General features: G+C 42.7%; 20 protein-coding genes, 1 tRNA gene and 1 other annotated feature. Of the genes, 18 read left to right on the plus strand and 3 right to left on the minus strand.

From position 1 onward, the window contains the following. The first annotated feature begins 73 nt into the window (after positions 1 to 73). From H8705_RS05835 to H8705_RS05865, 7 genes are all read left to right on the plus strand, one after another. The gene (locus tag H8705_RS05835) at positions 74 to 1,330 is read left to right on the plus strand and encodes an ABC transporter substrate-binding protein (protein ID WP_262394884.1); all 1,257 of its coding nucleotides are present in this window, start codon (positions 74 to 76) and stop codon (positions 1,328 to 1,330) included. A gap of 91 nt (positions 1,331 to 1,421) precedes the next feature. Then, positions 1,422 to 2,303 (plus strand): branched-chain amino acid ABC transporter permease, encoded by an 882-nt coding sequence (locus H8705_RS05840; protein WP_262394885.1) that lies wholly within the window; start codon positions 1,422 to 1,424, stop codon positions 2,301 to 2,303. Between the two features lie 5 nt (positions 2,304 to 2,308). Continuing rightward, positions 2,309 to 3,433 carry a branched-chain amino acid ABC transporter permease gene (locus H8705_RS05845; protein ID WP_262394886.1) on the plus strand — a complete coding sequence of 375 codons (1,125 nt, stop codon included), beginning with the start codon at positions 2,309 to 2,311 and terminating at the stop codon, positions 3,431 to 3,433. Further along, on the plus strand, positions 3,430 to 4,272 hold the full coding sequence (locus H8705_RS05850; RefSeq protein ID WP_262394887.1) for an ABC transporter ATP-binding protein: 843 nt from the start codon (positions 3,430 to 3,432) through the stop codon (positions 4,270 to 4,272). Before H8705_RS05845 ends, H8705_RS05850 begins: the two co-directional genes overlap by 4 nt. Next, positions 4,265 to 4,975, plus strand: a complete 711-nt coding sequence (locus H8705_RS05855; RefSeq protein ID WP_262394888.1) for an ABC transporter ATP-binding protein — start codon at positions 4,265 to 4,267, stop codon at positions 4,973 to 4,975. Before H8705_RS05850 ends, H8705_RS05855 begins: the two co-directional genes overlap by 8 nt. A gap of 119 nt (positions 4,976 to 5,094) precedes the next feature. Further along, a tRNA-Pro gene (locus H8705_RS05860) sits at positions 5,095 to 5,171 on the plus strand. 683 nt (positions 5,172 to 5,854) lie between these two features. Beyond that, positions 5,855 to 6,643 (plus strand): hypothetical protein, encoded by a 789-nt coding sequence (locus tag H8705_RS05865; protein WP_262394889.1) that lies wholly within the window; start codon positions 5,855 to 5,857, stop codon positions 6,641 to 6,643. Positions 6,644 to 6,771: 128 nt separating this feature from the next. Here the strand turns inward: H8705_RS05865 and H8705_RS05870 are convergent, their stop codons facing one another. After that, positions 6,772 to 7,011, minus strand: a complete 240-nt coding sequence (locus H8705_RS05870) for a cation transporter (protein WP_262394890.1) — start codon at positions 7,009 to 7,011, stop codon at positions 6,772 to 6,774. A gap of 94 nt (positions 7,012 to 7,105) precedes the next feature. Then, on the minus strand, positions 7,106 to 8,227 hold the full coding sequence (locus H8705_RS05875) for a KamA family radical SAM protein (protein ID WP_262394891.1): 1,122 nt from the start codon (positions 8,225 to 8,227) through the stop codon (positions 7,106 to 7,108). Positions 8,228 to 8,741: 514 nt separating this feature from the next. Between H8705_RS05875 and potA the strand changes: the two genes are divergently transcribed. Genes potA through H8705_RS05895 form a run of 4 tightly spaced genes read left to right on the plus strand, consistent with a single transcriptional unit; the run spans position 8,742 to position 12,662 of the window. Further along, the gene (gene potA, locus H8705_RS05880; protein ID WP_262394892.1) at positions 8,742 to 9,794 is read left to right on the plus strand and encodes a spermidine/putrescine ABC transporter ATP-binding protein; all 1,053 of its coding nucleotides are present in this window, start codon (positions 8,742 to 8,744) and stop codon (positions 9,792 to 9,794) included. Then, positions 9,791 to 10,603: an ABC transporter permease gene (locus H8705_RS05885; RefSeq protein ID WP_262394893.1), complete on the plus strand. Its 813-nt coding sequence runs from the start codon at positions 9,791 to 9,793 to the stop codon at positions 10,601 to 10,603. Before potA ends, H8705_RS05885 begins: the two co-directional genes overlap by 4 nt. Beyond that, entirely contained in the window at positions 10,600 to 11,418 is an 819-nt protein-coding gene (locus tag H8705_RS05890) for an ABC transporter permease (RefSeq protein ID WP_262394894.1), read from the plus strand. Before H8705_RS05885 ends, H8705_RS05890 begins: the two co-directional genes overlap by 4 nt. Next, entirely contained in the window at positions 11,415 to 12,662 is a 1,248-nt protein-coding gene (locus H8705_RS05895) for an ABC transporter substrate-binding protein (protein ID WP_262394895.1), read from the plus strand. Before H8705_RS05890 ends, H8705_RS05895 begins: the two co-directional genes overlap by 4 nt. Positions 12,663 to 12,735: 73 nt before the next feature. Here the strand turns inward: H8705_RS05895 and H8705_RS05900 are convergent, their stop codons facing one another. Continuing rightward, positions 12,736 to 12,903, minus strand: coding sequence for a hypothetical protein (locus tag H8705_RS05900; RefSeq protein ID WP_262394896.1), 168 nt, complete (start codon positions 12,901 to 12,903; stop codon positions 12,736 to 12,738). Between the two features lie 180 nt (positions 12,904 to 13,083). On the opposite strand from H8705_RS05900, the gene H8705_RS05905 reads away from it, so the two are divergent. The 7 genes from H8705_RS05905 (at position 13,084) to ligA (ending at position 22,134) form a co-directional block, all read left to right on the plus strand. Then, positions 13,084 to 15,540: an ATP-dependent Clp protease ATP-binding subunit gene (locus H8705_RS05905; RefSeq protein ID WP_262394897.1), complete on the plus strand. Its 2,457-nt coding sequence runs from the start codon at positions 13,084 to 13,086 to the stop codon at positions 15,538 to 15,540. A gap of 67 nt (positions 15,541 to 15,607) precedes the next feature. After that, positions 15,608 to 15,994: a thioesterase family protein gene (locus tag H8705_RS05910; RefSeq protein WP_262394898.1), complete on the plus strand. Its 387-nt coding sequence runs from the start codon at positions 15,608 to 15,610 to the stop codon at positions 15,992 to 15,994. A gap of 47 nt (positions 15,995 to 16,041) precedes the next feature. Then, a complete protein-coding gene (locus H8705_RS05915) occupies positions 16,042 to 16,701 on the plus strand; it encodes an HAD family hydrolase (RefSeq protein ID WP_262394899.1) in 660 nt (219 codons plus the stop codon). Between the two features lie 43 nt (positions 16,702 to 16,744). Beyond that, positions 16,745 to 16,990, plus strand: a binding site (T-box leader). Between the two features lie 53 nt (positions 16,991 to 17,043). Further along, a complete protein-coding gene (locus tag H8705_RS05920) occupies positions 17,044 to 17,634 on the plus strand; it encodes a helix-turn-helix domain-containing protein (RefSeq protein WP_262394900.1) in 591 nt (196 codons plus the stop codon). Continuing rightward, on the plus strand, positions 17,634 to 19,289 hold the full coding sequence (locus H8705_RS05925) for an AMP-binding protein (RefSeq protein ID WP_262394901.1): 1,656 nt from the start codon (positions 17,634 to 17,636) through the stop codon (positions 19,287 to 19,289). The genes H8705_RS05920 and H8705_RS05925 overlap by 1 nt, the downstream gene beginning before the upstream one ends. Positions 19,290 to 19,392: 103 nt before the next feature. Continuing rightward, on the plus strand, positions 19,393 to 20,082 hold the full coding sequence (yunB, locus tag H8705_RS05930; RefSeq protein ID WP_262394902.1) for a sporulation protein YunB: 690 nt from the start codon (positions 19,393 to 19,395) through the stop codon (positions 20,080 to 20,082). A 66-nt stretch (positions 20,083 to 20,148) separates the two neighbouring features. After that, positions 20,149 to 22,134 (plus strand): NAD-dependent DNA ligase LigA, encoded by a 1,986-nt coding sequence (gene ligA / locus H8705_RS05935; RefSeq protein ID WP_262394903.1) that lies wholly within the window; start codon positions 20,149 to 20,151, stop codon positions 22,132 to 22,134. Positions 22,135 to 22,225 lie beyond the last annotated feature (91 nt).

A 22,225-nucleotide genomic window follows, 5' to 3' on the forward strand; every position in this document is an offset into this window, starting at 1 on the left:
GGAAAAACAAGTGTATTTCTATTGCTGAAATATTGCTGAAAAGAGCAAAAGACACTATGGGAGGAAAACATTTATGAAAAGAATCTTGGCAATTGTTCTGGCAATGGTACTCGCTCTTGGTCTGATGGCAGGCTGCGGCGATTCCTCGAACGGCAATGACGCCAGCGCTCCGGCTGCTGACAACGGCGCCTCTGCCAGCGACGCTCCGGCAGATGATGGTGCTGCTTCCAGTGACAAAGTAATTAAAATCGGCGTATTTGAGCCGATCACTGGTGAAAACGGCGGCGGCGGTTTCCAGGAAGTACTGGGTGTGCGCTATGCTAACCAGGTCGTTCCTACCGTGGATATCGGCGGGGAGACCTACTCCATTGAACTGGTGGAAGTAGACAACAAATCGGATAAAACAGAAGCCGTTACAGCTGCGCAGAGCTTGATGAGCAGCGGCGTTGCCGTAGTTCTTGGTTCCTATGGCTCCGGCGTATCCATCGCTGCCGGCGAAATTTTTGCAGAAAACCAGATACCGGCGATTGGCTGTTCCTGCACCAACCCGCAGGTAACTTTGGGGAATGATTTCTATTTCCGCGTTTGCTTCCTGGATCCTTTCCAGGGAACAGTAATGGCGAACTATGCTTCTCAGGAAGGCGCTACAAAAGCGGCTGTTATTACTCAGCTGGGAGACGACTACTCCTCTGGCTTGGGCAACTTCTTCCTGAAAGCCTTTAAAGAACTGGGCGGTGAAATTGTTGCGGAAGAACAGTTCCAGACCAACCAGACCGACTTTAAAGCGATTTTGACCAATATTAAAGCTGCGGAACCTGACGTAATCTTTGCGCCTTCTTCTATTGCTACTGCTCCTTTGCTGATCAAACAGGCCCGTGAACTTGGAATCACCGCGAAGATCATGGCTGGCGATACTTGGGAGAATGCTACCATTATTGAAAATGCGGGCGAGGATGCGGAAGGTATTGTAATCTCTACTTTCTTTGATGAAAATGACTCCGCAAATACCACTGCGGCTGATTTTGTTAAAGGCTTCAAGGAATTTCTTAACGCTACCCCGGATTATCTGAGCAAAAACGGCGGCGACGGCGTTGCTGCGGTATCTGCTTTGGGTTATGACGCTTACATGGCTGCGATCGAAGCGATCAAAGCTGCTGATTCTACTGACCCTGTAGCGATTCGTGATGCGCTGAAAACGGTTGAGCTCAATGGCGTAACTGGTTCGATTACCTTTGATGAAAATGGCGATGCCAACAAAGATATGGCCTTCATTAAAACTGTAGAAGGCGGCGAATTTAAATTCTTAAAAACAGTTACCATTAGCGAATAATTTGATTTAACCCAGCATTAAAAAGGGCGGGGGGCAGCTCGCTCCCCGCTTTCTTATTATTTTTACAAACCTTTTTTACCGGGGGGTACTTATGAGCTTTACTACTTTTATACAGCACTGTCTGACGGGAATATCTCTGGGCGGCGCATATGCCTTAATTGCGGTTGGCTATACCATGGTATATGGTATTTTGCGCCTTATTAACTTTGCTCATGGGGATATTTTTATGATGGCAGGCTATTTTATGATTTTTGCGATGGTGAGCTTGCCTTGGGCCGTCGCTATTCCGGTTGTAATTATTGCAACTGTCATATTAGGCGTAGCGATTGAACGGGTGGCTTATAAACCGCTGCGAACCGCCCCGCGTATGTCTATTATGATCTCTGCCATTGGTGTATCTTATCTTTTACAAAACTTGGCTACTTATCTGTTTACTGCGCTCCCAAAAGCGTATCCTACCATTCCATTACTCAAGAAAATTTTCCAGATCGGTGATATTTCCGCTTCTCTGGTTACTTTTATTACCCCGGTTTTAACAATTGCGTTGGTTATTGGACTTGTAATGATGATTAACCATACAAAAATTGGCATGGCGATGCGCGCGGTTTCCAAAGATTTTGAAACTTCTCAGTTGATGGGGATAAAAATTAATACGGTTATCAGTATGACATTTATCATCGGTTCCGCGTTGGCGGCGGTCGGCTCCATTTTATATTTTACCGATCGTATGTCGGTCACTCCGTTTTCCGGTACTCTGCCGGGACTAAAATGCTTTGTTGCAGCGGTATTGGGCGGAATTGGCAGCATTCCTGGAGCGGTAGTAGGCGGTTTCATTATTGGTATTTGTGAAACTGCTTTGGTTGCTTTGGGGTATTCTACTTTTTCGGATGCTTTTACGTTTGTTCTTTTGATCATAATGCTTTTGTTTAAACCGACAGGACTGTTTGGCGAGAAAATTATCGACAAGGTGTGATAAATATGAAAAAATCAGTAAAATGGATTTTAAATGTAGTAATGATCGCCCTTGTCGTATTGTTGTTGATCTTTTTAGAGAATAATAAAAGCGATCAAGGGATGCTTATTTCTGTGTTGCAAAAGGGCGCTATTTTAGCTATTGTTGCGGTCGCCATGAACCTGCTTAACGGCTTTACTGGGTTATTTTCTTTGGGCCAAGCCGGTTTTATGGCAATCGGCGCGTATACTACGGCAATTTTTTTAATCCCAGTAGCGGCGGTAGACGGCGTATATTATATGAATGGGATCAATCCAGGAATCAAGGCGTTTAAAGAAGTGATCGAAACGGCGCCGTCCTGGCTGCAGGCTTGTTATCCTTATCTCGCTTTAATTGTTGGCGGGGTATTTGCAGCGTTGTTTGCGGCTTTGATTGGAATTCCAGTTCTTCGTTTGAAAAGCGACTATCTGGCTATTGCCACACTAGGTTTTTCTGAAATTATCCGGGCGCTTCTTTCCAGCCCGCAGTTTGATACTATTACCAATGGTTCATACGGTCTGAATAAAATCCCGGGTTTTTCCAACTTATTAATTCCTTTTATTATTGCAGGCGTATGTATTCTTTTGATGATTTTGTTGATCCACAGCACCTATGGCCGGGCGTTTAAAGCTATCCGTGAGGACGAAATCGCAGCGGAAGCCATGGGGATTAACCTGTTTAAGCATAAAGAGATGTCTTTTGTTATCAGTTCCTTTTTTACAGGCGTTGCTGGTGGGATGTTAGCTATGTTTATGCGCTCCATTGAGGCAAAAACTTTCAGTATCGCGCTGACGTATGATATTCTGCTGATTATTGTTATCGGTGGAATCGGAAGTGTTACCGGCAGTGTGCTGGGTGCGTTTCTGGTTACTGCCAGCAAAGAATGGTGGCTTCGATTCTTTGATCAGCCTCAGACAATTTTTGGCTGGGAAGTTCCGCTATTTCGAACAGGGTTTCGTATGGTGATCTTTTCTATCCTTTTGATGGTGGTTGTTTTGTTTTATCGCAGAGGGCTGATGGGCACCAATGAATTTAGCTGGGATGGTATTTGGAACTTTATTAAAAAGCCATTTACCAAAAAGAAAACTGCGAAAGGCGGGGCTGCACAATGAGTGAAAATGTTCTTCGATTAGAAAATGTCACCATGCAGTTCGGCGGCGTGGTTGCGGTAAATGATCTGTCCCTTGAGGTAAACAAAGGGGAAATTGTAGCTCTGATCGGCCCTAACGGTGCAGGCAAAACAACAGCGTTTAATGTTATTACAGGTGTTTATGCCCCCACCAATGGAGCGGTGTATTTTAATAATGAGCAAATTATTTCTAATCATCCCCAGGGAAATATGAAGAAGCTATATAAAGGGGAAAACTTAGGAAAATTTCCACATGTAATGATAAAAACCCCAGACCAAATTACACATTTAGGGGTGGCAAGAACTTTTCAGAATATCCGGTTGTTCCGTGAGCTCTCGGTATTTGAAAACGTTCTGATTGCCAAACATATGCGTCAGAGCGCCAATGTATTTTCCGCGACTTTCCGTTTGAATTATAAAGAAGAAAAACAGATGAGGGAAGAGACGCAGGAATTTATAAAAATCCTTGGCCTTGAACAAGTAAAGAATGACAAAGCCGGAAGTCTGCCTTATGGCCAGCAGCGTCATCTGGAGATTGCCCGCGCTTTGGCAACCCAGCCTAGTCTGCTGTTATTGGATGAGCCGGCGGCGGGAATGAATCCTCAAGAAACCCAAGAGTTGACTGCTTTTATCCGCAGAATAAAAGATGAATATAATCTGACGGTATTTATGATCGAACATCACATGGATCTAGTCATGGAAATTTCGGACAGAATCTATGTGTTGGATTTTGGTCAGACAATCGCCAGCGGTGTACCGGATGAAATTCAAAATAACCCTCGTGTAATTGAGGCGTACTTGGGGGTGCAGCAGGATGCTTAAAATTAAAGATTTACGAGTTTCTTACGGCGGTATTGAGGCTGTAAAGGGAATTAGCTTAACTGTTCCCGAAGGAAGTATTGTCACGCTGATTGGGGCAAACGGCGCAGGAAAAAGTACGACGCTTCGTTCTATCTGCGGGTTGGAAAAACCGCAATCAGGGGAGATTAGTTATTTTGGCGAAAATATTGCCGGACAGCCTACAGATGTGATTGTATCCAAAGGCATCACTCTGGTTCCTGAAGGCAGAAGGGTGTTTCCTGATTTGACGGTATATGAAAACCTAAAAATTGGCGCGTATTTACGCAAGGATGCAGAAATCGCCAAGGATGTGGATTGGGTTTATGATTTATTCCCGCGTTTGAAGGAACGTTCCTGGCAGATGGCAGGGACGCTGTCAGGCGGGGAGCAGCAGATGCTTGCGGTTGGCCGTGCGCTTATGAGCAGGCCGAAACTGATGATGATGGATGAGCCCTCTTTGGGCCTGGCCCCACTGATTGTTCAGGGTATTTTTGATATTATTAAGGAGATCCACAAGCAGGGAGTTACTATCCTTCTTATTGAACAGAACGCCAATCTTGCTCTTCGTGCGGCAGATTATGGCTATGTATTGGAAACTGGAAATATTACCATGGAAGGTACGGGCAGCGAACTGTTAAATGATGAGCGGGTTAAGGCCGCTTACCTTGGAAAAAAGAAGAAATAATAAAAACGAGGTTCCGTTTTATGGGGCCTCTTTTTATTCTATTGAAAATCTATCAAAATCCCCTTGATTTTCCCAGTAACTTATGATAAAATAATTAAGCTGTCCTTAGGACAGATCTTCCGGATATGGCGCAGTTTGGTAGCGCGCTACCTTGGGGTGGTAGAGGCCGTGGGTTCAAGTCCCGCTATTCGGACCAAGGGTAAGTCCTTATAGGACTTACCCTTTTTTGTTTTACGCGCCTTTAACAGAAAAGTCCCAATTCTATTATATGTTCCAAATCCTTGTGCTCCAAGGGATGTTAGTACTATAGGAATACAAAAGAGAATTGGGAAAAAGAAAATAAATTGAAAGCAACTGAAGTTGGGTATATAATATACTCAACTTATATAATTGTTTAATTGTAGAAACCTACTGTGTTTGTGATGATTCTCCTTGCCTTAATATAGCATTGCATCCTCTTTGTGCCTCGGTAGCTTTTTTGTATCATTTCCATAGAATATAGCAACTAGAGAAGGTGAAGAATTATTGAAAAGGCTATTCCTGTTCATTGGTACTATCTCTCCAATGGTTACTCTTTACGACGAAACCCCAACGTATTATTCGGCTTTAGATATCGCGCAAAAATATAACAATTTCAAAACAATACCGATAAGTTCTGCTTTATCAAGGCTTAGGATTTCTAGGAACGATAAAGAGGTTTACACGAAAGAACACAGTGAGTTTTATTATTACAAGTCAGATTATGAAACGAGCCTTGGGAAAAAACGTTACCATCTGATAAAGGGTTGCAAGTATTCTCAACAAATGCTACTATATTATTAATTATTTGTACTTCAGATATTTTCATCTAAGATTTAATTTAATATTGAGGATATCATTATGTATTATAGACTCGATCAGTATCCAATCGCTGAAACGTATAGGGCTATTTCTGATGTGGAAAATCCTTTATTAGATAAATTGGAATTTGCTTTTAATGAAATTTCCCATTCTGAAAATCCAGAGTGGCCTATTGAATTATGTTTAAATAGTCTTATTCTGCCATATAAACATCTAAGCTTAGACAAAGAATATGATATTTTTTGCTATGTCGCTAAAGAATATCATGGATCATTAGGAACTGTCGCAGCAATAAAACGTGGTGATATCCATAACGCAAAGTGTAAAAACAAATACTTTTTACCTATAATAGAATTGCCCCAAAACGCAATAGATCCAATGGAAGCTATTTTCTGTGATGGAACGCCAGAAGGATATTTGGAAGTAGTGCTTTTTGCAAAATTGATTTTTGGTTTTCCTATGAGTTTCAATATTTATAGTGATCAAACCAGCATTCTTTTTTCACGACCAGATAGTTTAATAGATGAATGGGATTTACTAATTGATGTTAATGATTGGGTTCCAAAAGTAAAGGACTCTTTACTTTATCTTTATATGTATGAATATGAACATGGAATGGAAGCATCAAATGGGAGAAGCAGAATTTCTCTCAGATGCTATAGTTTCACAGATGCGTTGTGGCTACGACATGCCATAACAGAAAAATCTAGATATCCATCACAATTGTTAGATAAGAATAGATATCAAAACGGTAAGCATTGCTGTGCCTTTAATATTACGTCTATTGATATAGCAGAACAACAGGATCGACGAAAAAATGGTTCATGAAAAGCAAACAGAAGAGAAATAGTAGGTAGAGACAGCAGCACTATTAATTGTGTCCGAGATCAGGGCAGATTTGAAAAAGTTTAATGCTGTGCTTAAATAAAAAACCGCCCGGTTAGGGCGGTGAGGCGTTATTGTGTCAGAATGTTACTGGCATCTGCGGCGATTTGATACCCCAACTTGTTTAAACGGTTCTCTATCTTATCGTAGGTGACTCTGGCACTATTATAGTTCACCGATATCAGATGGGTTTTCGGATCGGCGCTAATCGTACAAATACCATGCAGTCCATGGAGATTTTGTTTGATCTGAGACAGGTCATACTTTCCTTTAATGTTTTCCACAATAAAATAAGCATGTTCTTTCGGCATAATATCACCTCAGATTTAGATTACCCAAACTAAAATTAGAAATGTAAAATCTCCTGTTAGCAAAAACAGGAGATTTTATTTTTTATAGCCGCGCCTAGCAAATTTTTTTGTTTTTATCAAAATCATCGTCCAGCCAACACTGGCCTTCTTTCAGCGGCAAAATAAATATACGGCTGTTATTTTTGACTTTTTTTGCTTGATGATATTTGAAGAGCATCCTATTATCTGGAAGCCTCCCTAATATCTCAATTTTTCCTGTTTTATGGGACATTGCGTATTTTACACATTTGCCTTGTCCATTTTGTCTATTTTTTGCGGCCTCTATAATTTCATAACCTTTTTCCAATGGGACCTGGAATTGTCCTTTCACGCCGGTAACTGGCCGGCACTGAAAGATATAATAGGGGACGACGCCACATTGGGTAAGTCCTTTTAATAAATTGCCCAGTACCGAAGGATCGTCGTTAATTCCTTTTAGAAGAACCGTTTGATTTTTAATAACAATACCGATTTCTTGTAAACATTTAATCGCTTTTAGCGATTGAGGAGTCAGTTCTTTTGGATGATTAAACTGGGTAACTACATAAATCTGTTTTTGAGTACAAGCGTCCTTTAGAATAGAAAGCAGTTCAAAATCATCATAAATCCGTGCAGGAAGCACTACCGGGCTTCTTGTCCCAAAACGGATAAAATCCAAATGGTCGATGGGGCACAAAGCATCCAAATATTTTTTTATAGTGGCATTGTCGTTTAAAAATGCGTCTCCTCCGGAAATTAGTACATTATTAATCTCCTTATGATTTTTGATATACTCAAGGATTTTTTCAAAATACGTAGCAATCTCCTGATCACTCAGACCTACCAGTCGTTTCCGAAAGCAGTGCCGGCAGTACATTGCGCACTGACTGGTAGATAAAACCATCGCAGTTTGGGAATACTTGTGTTGCATTCCAGTAATTACCGTATTGTCGCTTTCCCCACTGGTATCAAATGTGCCTCCTATATCTGTTTCTTGAACAGAGGGGATACACATTTTACGAATAGGGTCTTCTGGGTCCTGAAAATCAATAAGGGAAAGATAATACTGAGGAATAGACATAGGATATCGTTTGAGTATTTCCTCCATTTTCGATACTTCTTCAGGACGCATCTTTATCAGCTGTTGTAACTGTTTAGCTTCAGTTACATTTTCCAATAGGTGTACATTCCAACTCATAAGAATCATCCTTTCTCAATTACTTATTAATCTAAGTATATCAAAAAATTGTCTACCTTCTGTTACCAAACTATGAATACTGCACTATGATGCAAGAGTAACAGGCCTGTTCACATTTGTATGATAGGCGTAAGTTATAAATAAAGTATACTGCAAGTGTTGCTATAAAATGTTGAATTGATGAACAAATTTTTTGAAACGGAAAAAATCAAAGAAAATTTCCGTTATCCGTAGAATATCTACGAAAAAATAAATGATTTTCAATAAAATCCCGGTATTTCACCGAATTTAAGAAAAAACAGGCTAAAATCCTTGACAAATTTTATCTTTATGATATATTGATTATTGCAGTTTTTGCATCTGCAATACAAATCGATGACAATTTACCGCCTAAGAACGGGCGGAAACGGTGTCAACGTTTCCGTTACGATTAGAAAAAACCTTTTGCGGTTAGCGGTAAGAAATCATCGGGGGTCGTAAAGACGATCTAAAATCCGCAAAGGGGGATGCATGAATGAGTGAAAAAAATATTGTAAGCCTGAGAAACATTTCGGTTGATTTTAACGATGAACCTGTATTGACCGGATTGAATCTCGACATACGCGACAAAGAATTCGTTACACTTCTTGGTCCGTCTGGCTGTGGAAAAACAACCACGCTACGGATTATCGGCGGTTTCGTCGATCCAAAAGAGGGGGACGTTTTTTTTGATGGCGTAAAAATCAACGACTTGCCGCCTCATAAGCGTCAGGTCAACACCGTATTCCAGCGTTATGCCCTTTTTCCCCATTTAAATGTATTTGAAAATGTGGAATTTGGGCTAAAAATTAAAAAAATGCCGGTGGAACAACGCCAGGCATTGGTAAGAGAAATGCTGGATCTAGTCAATCTGAAAGGATATGACCACAGAAACATTGAACAGCTTTCCGGCGGCCAGCAGCAACGTGTAGCGATTGCCCGGGCGCTGGTCAACCGGCCTAGAGTCTTGTTATTGGATGAACCGTTGGGAGCTTTGGATTTAAAACTGCGAAAAGAGATGCAGATTGAGCTTAAACGTATCCAACAGAGCTTGGAAATCACCTTTATCTACGTTACCCATGACCAGGAAGAAGCGCTGACCATGTCGGATACGGTTGTGGTTATGAAGGATGGAAATATTCTGCAGGTGGGAACGCCACAGGATATTTACAATGAACCTAAAAACGCTTTTGTGGCCGATTTTATCGGGGAAAGCAATATTGTGGACGGCGTGATGCACCAGGATTGTCTGGTTGAGTTTGCTGGCAAAAAGTTTGAATGTGTAGATACCGGTTTCGACAAAATGGAACGGGTAGACGTAGTGATTCGTCCAGAGGATTTAAAGATTGTGCCGCCAGAAGATGCGCAAATAACTGGTACGGTAGAATCTGTCATATTCAAAGGCGTACATTTTGAAATGGTTGTAGACGCTCACGGCTATAAATGGATCATCCATTCCACTCAGAGCCAGCAGCCGGGATCTTTTGTTGGGATGGAGGTTATTCCTTTTGACATCCATATTATGAAGAAAATGGAGGCGGGAAGATGAGACAAAAAGCAGCTGCCGCTCCCTATATTTTGTGGATGATTATTTTTATTCTTGTACCCTTGGCATTGGTAGTAATGTACGCGGTAACTACCCCGGACGGGCAGTTTACTATTAGCTATATCTCCCAGGTAGGCGAATACGCTCCGGTATTGGTACGCTCCGTATGGCTGGCATTTGTGGCAACCGTGATCTGCCTTGTCTTAGCCTTTCCGCTAGCATTTATTATTTCCCGCCGCAGCAGCAACTCTCAGCGTACTATGATTATGCTGGTTATGCTGCCTATGTGGATGAATTTTTTGCTCTGTACCTATGCTTGGATGACCATACTGGAAAAGAACGGATTGATCAACCGTTTTCTTGCCAATTTTGGAATCGGACCGCTGGAAATGATTAATACGCAAGGGGCGGTAGTTCTAGGAATGGTATATAACTATCTTCCTTTTATGCTGCTGCCAATTTATTCGGTTATGACAAAGATCAGCAACAGTGTAATCGAAGCGGCTCAGGATTTGGGCGCTAACTGGGTTGGCGTGCTCGGTAAGGTGCTGATTCCATTAAGTATCCCTGGAATTTCCACCGGAGTGATCATGGTATTTGTTCCTTCGGTAAGTACTTTTGTTATTTCCAGAATGTTGGGCGGCGGAGGAAATCTGCTGATCGGCGACTTAATTGATTTACAGTTCCTTGGGAATGCTTATAATCCCAATTTGGGTGCGGCGATTTCTTTGGTATTGATGGTTCTGATCCTTCTTTGTATGAGTATCACCAACCAATTCGGCGGTGAGGATATGGAGGGGGTAATCAAATGAAATGGCTTTCAAAAACCTATGTAGGACTGCTTACCGCTTTTCTATACGCTCCTATTTTGGTTTTAATTGTGTTTTCTTTCAACCAGTCCAAAACTCGTGGAGCATGGACAGGATTTAGCACCCGTTGGTATGAAAAACTCTTTACCAACGAAATTATTCTTCAGTCTTTGGGAAACACCTTGATAGTGGCCGTAATATCCTCCATTTTCGCTACTATTATTGGGACGATGGCTGCCATTGGAATTTCAAAAATGAAGAGATTTTCCCGGAACATGATGATGAATGTTACTTATCTGCCTATTATCAATCCGGAAATTGTTACAGGCGTTTCTTTGATGCTGCTGTTTGTGTATGCTAAGCAAAAATTAGGCATAGGAGTGGAATTTGGGTTTATTACCTTGGTTTTGGCCCATATTACCTTTAATTTACCGTATGTGATTTTAAATGTAATGCCGAAACTTCGCCAGTTGGACAGTCATATTTACGAAGCGGCTCAGGATTTGGGCTGTGATCGGATGCAGGCGTTTTTTAAAGTAGTTATTCCAGAAATTATGCCAGGAATTGTAGCTGGATTTTTAATGGCGTTTACCTACTCGCTGGATGACTTTATTATTAGTTATTTTGTCAGCGGGGCAACCTCCCAGACCTTGCCGGTTACTATTTTTTCTATGACACGGCGCCGGGTAAGCCCGGAGATTAACGCCTTGTCCACGATTATTTTCTTGGTGGTTCTTTCTGTACTTCTGATTGTAAATATTTACGAGGGCAGAAAGGAAAGGCAGATGGCAAAACTGAAAGTGAGGGAGAGAAGATGAAAAAACTTTTATCCCTTGTGCTGTTTGTGCTGGCCTGTTTGTATCTGGCAGCCCCTGTATTTGCCCAGGTAGAAGTGGATGACCCGGAGTATTACACTAAATTTCAGGGCCAGAATCGCTCAATTAATGTCCATAACTGGGGAGATTATATTTCCGATGGTTCGGACGAAGGAATGGACGTAATTAAGGAGTTTGAAGAGCTTACCGGGATCAAAGTAAACTACACCACCTTCGCTACCAACGAGGAACTGTATGCCCGTTTGAAAGGCGGCGGGGCTCTGTACGATGTGGTAATTCCTTCTGATTATATGATCGCGCGCATGATCAATGAAGGGATGCTGGAAAAGCTTAATTATGAAAATATTCCTAATGCCCATTACACCATGGAAAGCTTTTTGAATGCTCAATATGATCCTACCAATGAATATTCCCTTCCTTTTATGTGGGGGACTGTAGGGATTATTTATAATACGGAAGTGGTTGATGAAGAGGATTTAGGCTCTTGGGACCTGTTATGGAATGAAAAATATATGGGCGAAATCCTGATGTTTAATAATCCCAGAGACGCCTTTGCCATTGCTCTTAACCGTTTGGGCTATCCGATGAATCCAGAAAACAAAGAGCAGATCAGGGAAGCCGCGGAAGATTTGAAAGATCAGAAACTGTTGGTCCAGGCGTATGTCATGGATGAGATTTTTGATAAGATGATCGGAAACGAGGCCGCTATTGCGCCTTATTACGCCGGAGATTATCTGCTGATTTTAGAGGATAATCCGAATATTGGCTTTTTTACACCTGAGACAGGGACCAACCGGTTTGTAGATGCTATGGTGATCCCAAAAGGCGCGAAGGAAAAAGAATGTGCGGAAATGTTCCTTAATTTTATGATGGAGCCGGAAGTGGCTTTAGCGAATATGGAGTATATCGCATATTCTACGCCCAACCAAGGTACGTACGACCTTCTGGATGAGGAAACAAAAGAGAACGAGGTTCTTTATCCGTCTCAGGAGCTCTTGGATAAAACGGAGTTTTTTGTAGAGCTTCCCACTGAGCTTAATTTGTATATGGATCAGATGTGGACGGAAATCCTCAGTACGGATGAACAGTACAGTAAATGGCTGATACCGATTGTTATGATTTTGGCTATTGTGGCTTCCATTACAATCAACTTGCTGCGCGCTTATCGTAAAAGGAAAGAAAAAGACTATCTTCAGACGATGGATCAGTTAAGAAAACAGCTGTAAATAGAGGGAACGCGGGGAAATGAACTAACATTTCCCCGCGTTTGCTTTTGTAGGTTCTATGCAGATTGGATAACTAGCAGCCGCAGCCACAATCGTTGTTGTATCCGCAGCCGTTGTTGCATCCGCAACCGCCATTGCCGTATCCGCCGAAGCTGCCAGCGCCGCCCCAGAATACGATGATGATGATCAGGATAATAATCCAAAAATAGTTTCCGCCAAAAGCGTTATTATTGCATCCCATTATTAAAAACCTCCTAATAGTGTTTTCAACTTATAATATGTAAACTTACCGGCTTCGGTTACAAGGTTGCATTTTAATTTTCCGGGGAAATCCTCAGGAGTTTTAAATGAGGTGGAATATCCAACGGATGGGTTGACAATATTAGTATTGGAAGCGCATAAAATTCTATGAGGTGAGATTGTGTTTAAATTTAATGGGTTCACCCAGAAAGCGAACAGTGCGATAAATATTGCAATCGAGGAAGCATCCGCTTTGGGGCATACGTATATTGGCAGCGAACATCTTCTTTTAGGATTGTTGGGAGAAGGCAGTGGGGTCGCATTTACAGTTCTGCGGCAGATGGATATTACCTATGATAAAATCAAGGAGCTTTTGATTAAAACAGTAGGCAGGGGGATTCAGTCGGTGCTTACCCCAAACGATATTACCCCCAGATGCAAAAGAATTCTGGAAATGTCCTTAATGCAGACGCGGATGACAGGAATTCAACTGGCAGGGACAGAACACATCCTGCTGAATCTTTTAAAAGAAAACGATAGTTATGGGGTAAAATTTATCCGTCAGATGAATGTGGATACTGAAATGGTGCTCAAACAACTAAATGATCTTTCCATGAGTGACAACAACGAATATTTCAATGATAAATCCAGAAAAAACCTTCCGCCTAAAACAATAAAAACAGCGGTTAAAACCCCGCTTGTGGATAAATACAGCCGGGACCTTACAGAAGCGGCCAGACAGGGAAAATTGGACCCAGTAATCGGGCGGGAAAAAGAAATCGAGAGGGTGCTGCAGATTCTTACCCGCCGGACAAAAAACAACCCCTGCCTTATAGGAGAAGCCGGTGTAGGAAAAACAGCGATCGCCGAGGGGATCGCTCAAAAAATTGTAGGATTGGAAGTACCTCCTCAATTAAAAGGGAAGCGTCTGGTTTCCCTGGATTTAACCGGAATGGTGGCAGGAACCAAATACCGTGGGGATTTTGAGGAGCGGATTAAAAACACCATTGAAGAAGTGATCAATGCAGGAAATATCATCCTTTTTATTGATGAACTGCATACTATTATTGGCACCGGAGCCGCGGAAGGCGCCGTAGATGCGGCGAATATCTTAAAACCGCAACTTGCCCGGGGAGAATTTCAACTGATCGGCGCGACTACTATCGATGAGTACCGCAAGTTTATCGAAAAGGACAGTGCTCTGGAGAGACGCTTTCAAAGTGTTATGGTGGAGGAACCGAACGAAGAGGATGCAGTGAAAATTATCAAAGGCCTGCGGGAAAAATACGAGGATCACCATAATATTCACATCACGGAGAAAGCAATAAAAGCTGCCGTAGAACTTTCTGCCCGGTATATTACTGATCGCCGACTTCCGGATAAAGCAATTGATCTTCTGGATGAGGCTTGTTCACATGTAAAGATATATAACATTACAGTGCCGAATAACATGAAGGATTTGGAAGAAAAGCTGATCAATTTAAAGGCGGATAAGGAAAATGCGATTACTTCTCAGGATTTTGAATTAGCCGCTAGTATCCGTGATAAAGAAGCGGATATTAAGTTAAAGCTAGAGCGAGCCAAAGCGGAGTGGGAATTTTCCGAGGACGGCACAGGCAATGTATTGACCGAAAATGAGATTGCTCAGTTGGTTTCTGATATTACTGGGATCGATGTGACCAGCATTACCCAGCAGCAAGGAGAACGGCTGCTTCATCTGGAGGATACTCTCCATGAAATGATCGTCGGCCAGGAACAGGCGGTCAAAGCGGTAGCAAACGCTATCCGGCGTTCCCGAGTAGGGCTGCATGATCCGGCCAGACCGTTGGGATCCTTTATCTTTCTGGGGCCTACCGGCGTTGGAAAAACCGAACTATGTAAAGCGCTGGCAAAAAGTATGTTCGGGGATATTCATGCCATGATACGCTTGGATATGTCGGAATATATGGAAAAACATACGGTTTCCAAACTTGTAGGCGCGCCTCCGGGTTATGTGGGATATGATGAAGCTGGACAGCTTACAGAAAAAATCCGCCGGAAACCTTATTCTGTTATTTTATTTGATGAGATCGAAAAGGCGCACCCGGATTTCTTTAATCTCCTTCTCCAAATTTTAGAGGAGGGCGTTTTAACAGATTCTCAAGGACGCTCGGTAAACTTTAAAAATACGATTATTATTATGACTTCAAATATTGGCGCCCAGCTGATTTCCGAGCATAAAAATCTTGGATTTGGAACTGGGGAAGAAAAAAACGCCCAGCAGCAACAAACGTTTATTAAAAATACCATGATGGGAGAACTAAAAAAATCCTTTAAACCGGAATTTCTTAATCGTATAGATGAAATTATTGTATTTCATAAGCTCTCCCAGGAAGAGATTCGTAAAATCGCTGATAATATGCTGGAGAAATTAAAAAATCGCCTGGCAGGGCTTCATATTGATATCAGTTTTGATGAAACCGCTTCTGAAAAAATTTCCATTGAAGGCTTTGACCCAGTATATGGAGCAAGGCCCCTGCGCAGGGCGATCCAGGCAAAAATTGAGGACCGGTTGGCAGATGAAATGCTTCATGGCAATATTAAAGCAGGAGATAAGATCACCTGTACCTATACGGATGAAAAATTTATATTTTCTTAAGTTGAAAAATGCGTCAGAAATGCTATAATATTCTTGACAAACTTTTAACGACAAGGTAGGGATGATTATGATCAAAGGACAAACCAATTCGATTACCATAGAAGTAAAAAAACAGCATCTGGCCAATGTAGTCGGCAGCGGCGAATTAGAGGTATTAGCAACTCCGGCGATGATCGCCTTTATGGAGAAAGCTGCCTCTCAATTGGTAAGCGATCAGTTGGAAGAAGGGCAGACATCTGTAGGCACACTGATGAATGTAGAGCATACCAGCGCTTCTCCTTTGGGAATGAAGGTAACTGTTACCGCTACTGTTACCGGCGTAGACGGAAGAAAGATTGATTTTGAGGTAATTGCCCGGGATGAAAAAGGAGAGATCGGAAAAGGCGTTCATACCCGTTTTATCGTGGATAGCCAACGTTTTATGAGCAAAGTTTCTGCGAAATTGGAGAAATAAGAGAAGGGCACACAAATGTGTGCCTTTCTAGCTTTGGAGGAATAAAAATGTTTCAGCTTGCAATTTTTGATTTGGATGGGACGCTGCTCAACACTTTGGAAGATTTAGCCAACGCAAGCAACTGGGCGCTGGAACAGTATGGCCTGCCTGTTCATGAGGTAGAGCAGTATCGGTATTTTGTGGGAGATGGAATTTATAAGCTGGTGGAAAGAATGGTCCCTATACAGTGCCGAAACGATGCAGAATTGCTTATGAAGGTAAAAGAGAAGTTTGATACATACTATCATCAGCACACAAAGGACTGTACTCAGCCATATGATGGGGTATTGGAAACTTTGGATGTTTTAAAAAATAGGGGAGTCTCATTGGCAGTACTGTCCAATAAGCCCCATAATTTCGCTGTATCCTTAGTGAAAGAAATGTTCGGCAATCGCTTTTCTATCGTCCATGGCCAGCGAGAGGGCTACCCCAGAAAGCCGGATAAGGCACTGGTAGAGGAAATCCTTACTTTTACGGGAATATCGCCGGAAAATTGCCTTTATCTAGGGGATTCAGGAGTGGATATGCAAACGGCAAAAAATGGAGGCGTTTACGCCGTCGGAGCTCTTTGGGGATTTCGTGATAAACAGGAGCTGTATGATAATGGCGCGGATACGGTGGTAGAAAATTTCAAAGATTTGCTAAAATTTTTTTCATCGGACTGTTGACAAAGCACAAATTTTGGTGTACTATTGGGTCAATTCATAAAGTGTAGAGACTGTGACAGGGACGGCAAAAACGGAATATCTGTCCGCAGAGAGCCAGCGGTTGGTGGGAGCTGGCGTCAGATTGTTTTTTGCTATCACCCTTGAGTCGGGGACCAAAAGGGTATCGAGTAGACTCCCCCGCATTGGCTGCGTTATTGGCCAGAAGCTTGTTAGAGCTTTGCTGAGTGGTGTTAGTTTATAACACAATTTGGGTGGTACCACGGGTTGTTTATACAGACTCGTCCCTTTTATGGGGACGGGTCTTTTTATATGCGGTAAATATTTTATATGGAGGTATATGTTATGCAGGATCAAATTCAGGAAATTGCCCAGAGAATTCGGACATTACGTGAAATTTTAGAATTTACGCCGGAATATATGGCGAATGAAACAGGAATTACCCCAGAGGAATATTTAGACTGTGAAAACGGAAAAAGTGATTTCAGTTTTACATTTCTTTATAACTGCGCCCAGGTCTTTCATGTGGATATCGTAGAACTGCTGACCGGAGAAACTCCCAAACTTTCTTTTTATTCCATTGTACGCAAAGGTTCCGGGTTAAATATTAATCGCCGTAAAGGATTTACGTATCATCACATGGCGTATCGGTTCAATAATAAAACGGCTGAGCCGTTTTTGGTAACCGCCCCTTATTTTGAGGAGGAACAGGATAAACCTATTCATCTTTCCTATCATGAAGGACAGGAATTTGACTATATTCTTTCCGGCAGTCTGAAGGTTCAGATGGAAGGACATACAGAAGTGTTAAATGAAGGGGACGCCATTTATTACGATTCCGGCCATGGCCATGGCATGATTGCCACTGGCGGGAAGGAATGTAAATTTTTGGCCATTGTTATGAAAAGTGAAACTCAGGGCGAGGAGGAAGAATAATGGATATGGAAAATTTTTATCAGCGCTTCTGTAAAGAAGGCTTTGATGAAAATGGAGTTCTGAACTATTTTGAGCCAACCCCAGCGGAGAACTTTAACTTCGCGTATGATGTAGTAGATGAGATCGCTCGTTTGGACCCGGAGCGCCGCGCTTTGGTATGGTGCAATGTGGCGGGGGAAGAAAAAATTCTTACCTTTGGCGAAGTCAAAAAATATTCTGACAAATGCGCCCAGATGTTCAGCGAGCATGGGATAAAAAAAGGCGATATGGTTATGCTGGTGCTCAAACGCCACTATGAGTTCTGGTTCGCGGTTCTTGCTCTGCATAAAATTGGGGCGGTAGGGGTGCCGGCTACAAACCTGCTTACTACGAAGGATATTTTATATCGGTTTGAAGCCGCCAGCATTTCCGCTTGTGTGTGCTCAGGGGAATGTAAAATTGCTGACTATGTAGACGAAGCCTGCAAGAAATATGATGGTATCCAAGCCAAGTTTATCGTCCGGGGCCAGCGGGAAGGCTGGATTACCTTCAGCGAAGAAATTGAAAAATATGACGGCAGCTGGGACCGCCGGGATACCTGTAAAAACGACCCCATGCTTTTATATTTTACTTCTGGCACCACTGGGTTTCCAAAGATGGTGGTTCATAACTTCGCTTATCCTTTAGGGCATATTATTACCGCCCGGTATTGGCACAATGTTCACGCAAATGACCTGCATCTTACCGTTTCTGAAACTGGCTGGATGAAATCTGTATGGGGTAAGCTCTATGGACAGTGGCTGGCCTGCGCATCCATCTTTGTGTATGACTTTGATAAGTTTGTCCCAGGGGATTTGATGGAAAAAATCCAGCAGTACAAGGTGACTACCTTCTGCGCACCGCCGACTATCTATCGTTTTCTTATCAAAGAGGGAATGGAAAACTATGATATTTCCTCCTTAAGATATGCTACCACCGCCGGCGAAGCGCTAAATCCGGAAGTATATAACAGATTTTATGAATATACCGGTCTTCGTCTGATGGAAAGCTATGGACAGACGGAAACCGTAATGCAGACTTCGAACCTTGTAGGCACAATCCCGAAACCCGGTTCCATGGGAAAACCCTCCCCGCTGTATCATATCCTTTTGGTGGATGAGGATGGAAATGAAGTTCCTTCCGGTACAGTAGGAGAGATCGTAATTGATACTACAAAACCACATTACGGCTTATTCAGCGGCTATTACCGGGCTGAAGAGCTGACGGCGGAAAGCTGGCATGACGGTCTGTATCATACTGGCGACACCGCATGGAAGGACGAAGATGGGTATTTTTGGTATGTTGGGCGCACTGACGACGTGATCAAAGCGTCTGGCTATCGTATTGGGCCGTTCGAGATTGAAAGCGTATTAATGGAGCATCCGTCGGTACTTGAATGTGCAGTGACCGGCGCTCCGGATCCGATCCGTGGTACAGTGGTTAAGGCTACGATTGTTTTAACCAAAAACTATCAGCCTAGTGAGGAGCTGAAAAAAGAACTGCAAAATTATGTAAAAAAACAAACAGCACCCTATAAGTATCCCCGCATTGTTGAATTTGTAGAAGAACTTCCAAAAACCATCAGCGGAAAAATCCGCCGTACCGAGATCCGCGCCAAGGACAATAAGAATAAATAACGAAAAAGCCGCCTGTTTTTAATAAAACAGGCGGCTTTTTTCTTTTAAACCGCACTTTTTAGAGGGGAAAGGAATATAGTGTAACATTAGGGGTTGATGCCAGATGAGAAAGCTACGGCTAAGAGTAAAGAAGAAATATCGCACCGCTTTTCGTCTGATTTTATTTGGCGGTGCAATGATTATTGCTATTTTTTTATTGGATCATAGAATCCGTCCTTTAATTACGACAATGGCGACCTATCAAGCGCAGGTATTGGCCACTCGTTCGATCAACGATGCAGTGATCTCAATTTTGGATCAGCAGCATTTGGATTACGAAAGCTTGGTTGGTTTAAGTAAGGATGATCAGGGAGAAGTAACCTCCCTGCAAACAGATATGATTACTATAAACCGCCTAAAATCAGAAATTACCAATAAGGTGACCGATCAGCTTACGGAGGATTCCTCCCGTCCGATTTATATTCCGGTAGGTACTCTGTTGGGTGGAAATATTTTATCCGGGCGGGGTCCCAGAGTAGAATTTAAAATTTTGCCGGCAGGTTATGTACGCACAGAGATTTATAACCAGTTTACCTCCGCCGGAATCAATCAAACTCTTCATCAGGTGATGCTTTGTGTTAATGCCCAGGTGAGCGCCGTCATCCCGGTATATACAATAACTACGGAAGTAAATACCAATATCTGTATTGCCCAGACAATTATCGTAGGAAAAGTTCCAGGCGCCTTTACTGATATCAATGGAGATAGTTCAGACATTATTCGTCAGTATAACGACTATAAAGCGACACAATAATTGTGGTGGGAGGGGGAAAAATATGCTATAATAAAATGAAGTAAAACTACAGGAGCGTGAACGAATTTGGAAGAGAGCAAGGCGCAAAAACAGATACAGCAGTTAACAAATAAAATTGAGCGCTATAACTATCAATATTATGTAATGGATGATCCGGAAATTTCGGATTTTGAATATGATAAGCTGCTCCATGAGCTGATCGCTCTGGAAGAACAATTTCCACAGTTTGCCAGCGAAACTTCGCCTACCCGCCGGGTAGGCGGAGCGGCACTTAACACCTTCGCCCCTGTGCGCCATGAAGTGCAGATGGGGTCGCTTCAGGATGTGTTTGATCCTCAGGAGCTGATCGCATTCGATGAACGGGTGAGGGATAAAGTTGAGAAGCCTGTGTATATTGTGGAGCCGAAAATCGACGGGCTTTCTGTTTCCTTGGAGTACCGGGATGGAAAATTTTTTAGAGGCTCTACCCGCGGAGATGGAATTACAGGGGAGGACGTATCGGAAAACTTAAAAACCGTAGGTTCCATTCCCATGACCCTTACAAAACCTTTGCCTCTCCTTGAAGTGCGGGGAGAAGTATATATGCCCCGGACAAGCTTTGAAAAGGTGGTTGCCCGGCAGATTGAAAACGAAGAAGAACCTTTTAAAAATCCCCGAAATGCAGCGGCTGGCTCCCTTCGTCAAAAGGACAGCAGAATTACCGCTACCCGAGGGCTGGATATTTTTGTTTTTAATATCCAGCGGATAGAAGGAACAGAAATTTTCTCGCATAAACAGTCCCTGGAGTATCTAAAGGAGCTTGGGTTTAAAGTAATCCCATCCTTTAAATCGTTTATAAATATCCAGGACGCTATCTGCGAAATTAGATCTATCGGAGAAAATCGGTATGGGTATGCCTTTGATATTGATGGGGCAGTGATTAAGGTAGACGATTTTGCGCAGAGAAATCAGCTCGGCGCTACTGCGAAGTTTCCCCGTTGGGCGGTTGCGTTTAAATACCCTCCGGAAGAAAAGGAAACCACTCTTTTGAATATTGAGATCAAAGTGGGAAGAACCGGCGCGCTCACACCAACCGCTGTTTTTGAACCGATTACTTTGGCTGGTACCACTGTCAGCCGTGCGGTGCTTCATAATCAGGATTTTATTAATGAAAAGGGAATTTCCATCGGGGATCGGATTATTGTGCGAAAAGCGGGGGACATTATTCCTGAAGTTGTTTCTGTGGCGAAACATCAAGAAGGAGCGGTTCCTTATCAAATTTCAAATATCTGTCCTTCCTGCGGCAGTATTGCCGAACGGGAAGAGGACCAGGCAGCGCTGCGGTGTGTCAATATGGCTTGTCCTGCCCAAGTAGCAAGAAATATTGTCCACTTTGCTTCCCGGGACGCTATGGACATCGATGGGCTGGGGCCAAAGATTGTTCATGCTCTGATTGACGCAGGTTATGTAAAATCCACGGCCGATCTATATGGGCTGGATATTCAAAAGGTAATTTCCATTGAACGTATGGGGGAGAAAAGCGCTCAGAATTTAATGACGGCGCTGGACAAATCCAAAACCCGGGACTTATCCAGGCTGCTTTATGCCTTAGGTATCCGGGGAATTGGGCAGCGTGCAGCTCAGCTGCTAGCACAACACTTTGGAAATATTGATGACCTGCTGGCTGCGGATGCGCAGGAGATTAGCCAGATTGAAGGCTTTGGCGGAATTATGGCTCAAAGCGTAGTAGATTTCTTCGCTCTAAAAGAAAATCAAAAACTGCTTGCCCGCCTGCGGGACGCGGGGATAAACATGTATGGGGAAAAGAAGGTTTCAAGGGATACGCTTGGAGGAAAAACCTTTGTACTCACGGGAACTCTTCCAACCCTTACCCGAAACGAGGCCAAAGAAAAGATCGAACAGGCGGGAGGAAAGGTATCCTCCAGCGTTTCTAAAAAAACCGATTATGTAGTTGCCGGGGAAGACGCTGGCAGCAAGCTGACCAAAGCAACCTCTTTGGGGATTGAGATAATAGATGAGGCGGGGCTTTTGCAGCTATTAGAAAATCAATAAAAAGTTTATGTGTCATTTCTCATTATGAATATTTGTACACCTCTGTCGGCTTTTGGGACAGAGGTGTATTTTTTATATAGAACATGTCAAA

The organism is Youxingia wuxianensis, assembly GCF_014385085.1.
GTDB classification, from domain to species: Bacteria; Bacillota; Clostridia; order Oscillospirales; family Ruminococcaceae; genus Youxingia; species Youxingia wuxianensis.

Coding starts and splice junctions, on each gene's coding strand:
- H8705_RS05895 (WP_262394895.1), top strand. CDS start 11,415: ATGAAAAAACTTTTATCCCTTGTGCTGTTTGTGCTGGCCTGTTTGTAT.
- H8705_RS05925 (WP_262394901.1), top strand. CDS start 17,634: ATGGATATGGAAAATTTTTATCAGCGCTTCTGTAAAGAAGGCTTTGAT.
- H8705_RS05870 (WP_262394890.1), bottom strand. CDS start 7,011: ATGCCGAAAGAACATGCTTATTTTATTGTGGAAAACATTAAAGGAAAG.
- H8705_RS05900 (WP_262394896.1), bottom strand. CDS start 12,903: ATGGGATGCAATAATAACGCTTTTGGCGGAAACTATTTTTGGATTATT.
- H8705_RS05850 (WP_262394887.1), top strand. CDS start 3,430: ATGAGTGAAAATGTTCTTCGATTAGAAAATGTCACCATGCAGTTCGGC.
- H8705_RS05865 (WP_262394889.1), top strand. CDS start 5,855: ATGTATTATAGACTCGATCAGTATCCAATCGCTGAAACGTATAGGGCT.
- potA (WP_262394892.1), top strand. CDS start 8,742: ATGAGTGAAAAAAATATTGTAAGCCTGAGAAACATTTCGGTTGATTTT.
- yunB (WP_262394902.1), top strand. CDS start 19,393: ATGAGAAAGCTACGGCTAAGAGTAAAGAAGAAATATCGCACCGCTTTT.
- H8705_RS05890 (WP_262394894.1), top strand. CDS start 10,600: ATGAAATGGCTTTCAAAAACCTATGTAGGACTGCTTACCGCTTTTCTA.
- H8705_RS05875 (WP_262394891.1), bottom strand. CDS start 8,227: ATGAGTTGGAATGTACACCTATTGGAAAATGTAACTGAAGCTAAACAG.
- H8705_RS05910 (WP_262394898.1), top strand. CDS start 15,608: ATGATCAAAGGACAAACCAATTCGATTACCATAGAAGTAAAAAAACAG.
- H8705_RS05920 (WP_262394900.1), top strand. CDS start 17,044: ATGCAGGATCAAATTCAGGAAATTGCCCAGAGAATTCGGACATTACGT.
- H8705_RS05845 (WP_262394886.1), top strand. CDS start 2,309: ATGAAAAAATCAGTAAAATGGATTTTAAATGTAGTAATGATCGCCCTT.
- H8705_RS05840 (WP_262394885.1), top strand. CDS start 1,422: ATGAGCTTTACTACTTTTATACAGCACTGTCTGACGGGAATATCTCTG.
- H8705_RS05835 (WP_262394884.1), top strand. CDS start 74: ATGAAAAGAATCTTGGCAATTGTTCTGGCAATGGTACTCGCTCTTGGT.
- H8705_RS05855 (WP_262394888.1), top strand. CDS start 4,265: ATGCTTAAAATTAAAGATTTACGAGTTTCTTACGGCGGTATTGAGGCT.
- H8705_RS05885 (WP_262394893.1), top strand. CDS start 9,791: ATGAGACAAAAAGCAGCTGCCGCTCCCTATATTTTGTGGATGATTATT.
- H8705_RS05915 (WP_262394899.1), top strand. CDS start 16,042: ATGTTTCAGCTTGCAATTTTTGATTTGGATGGGACGCTGCTCAACACT.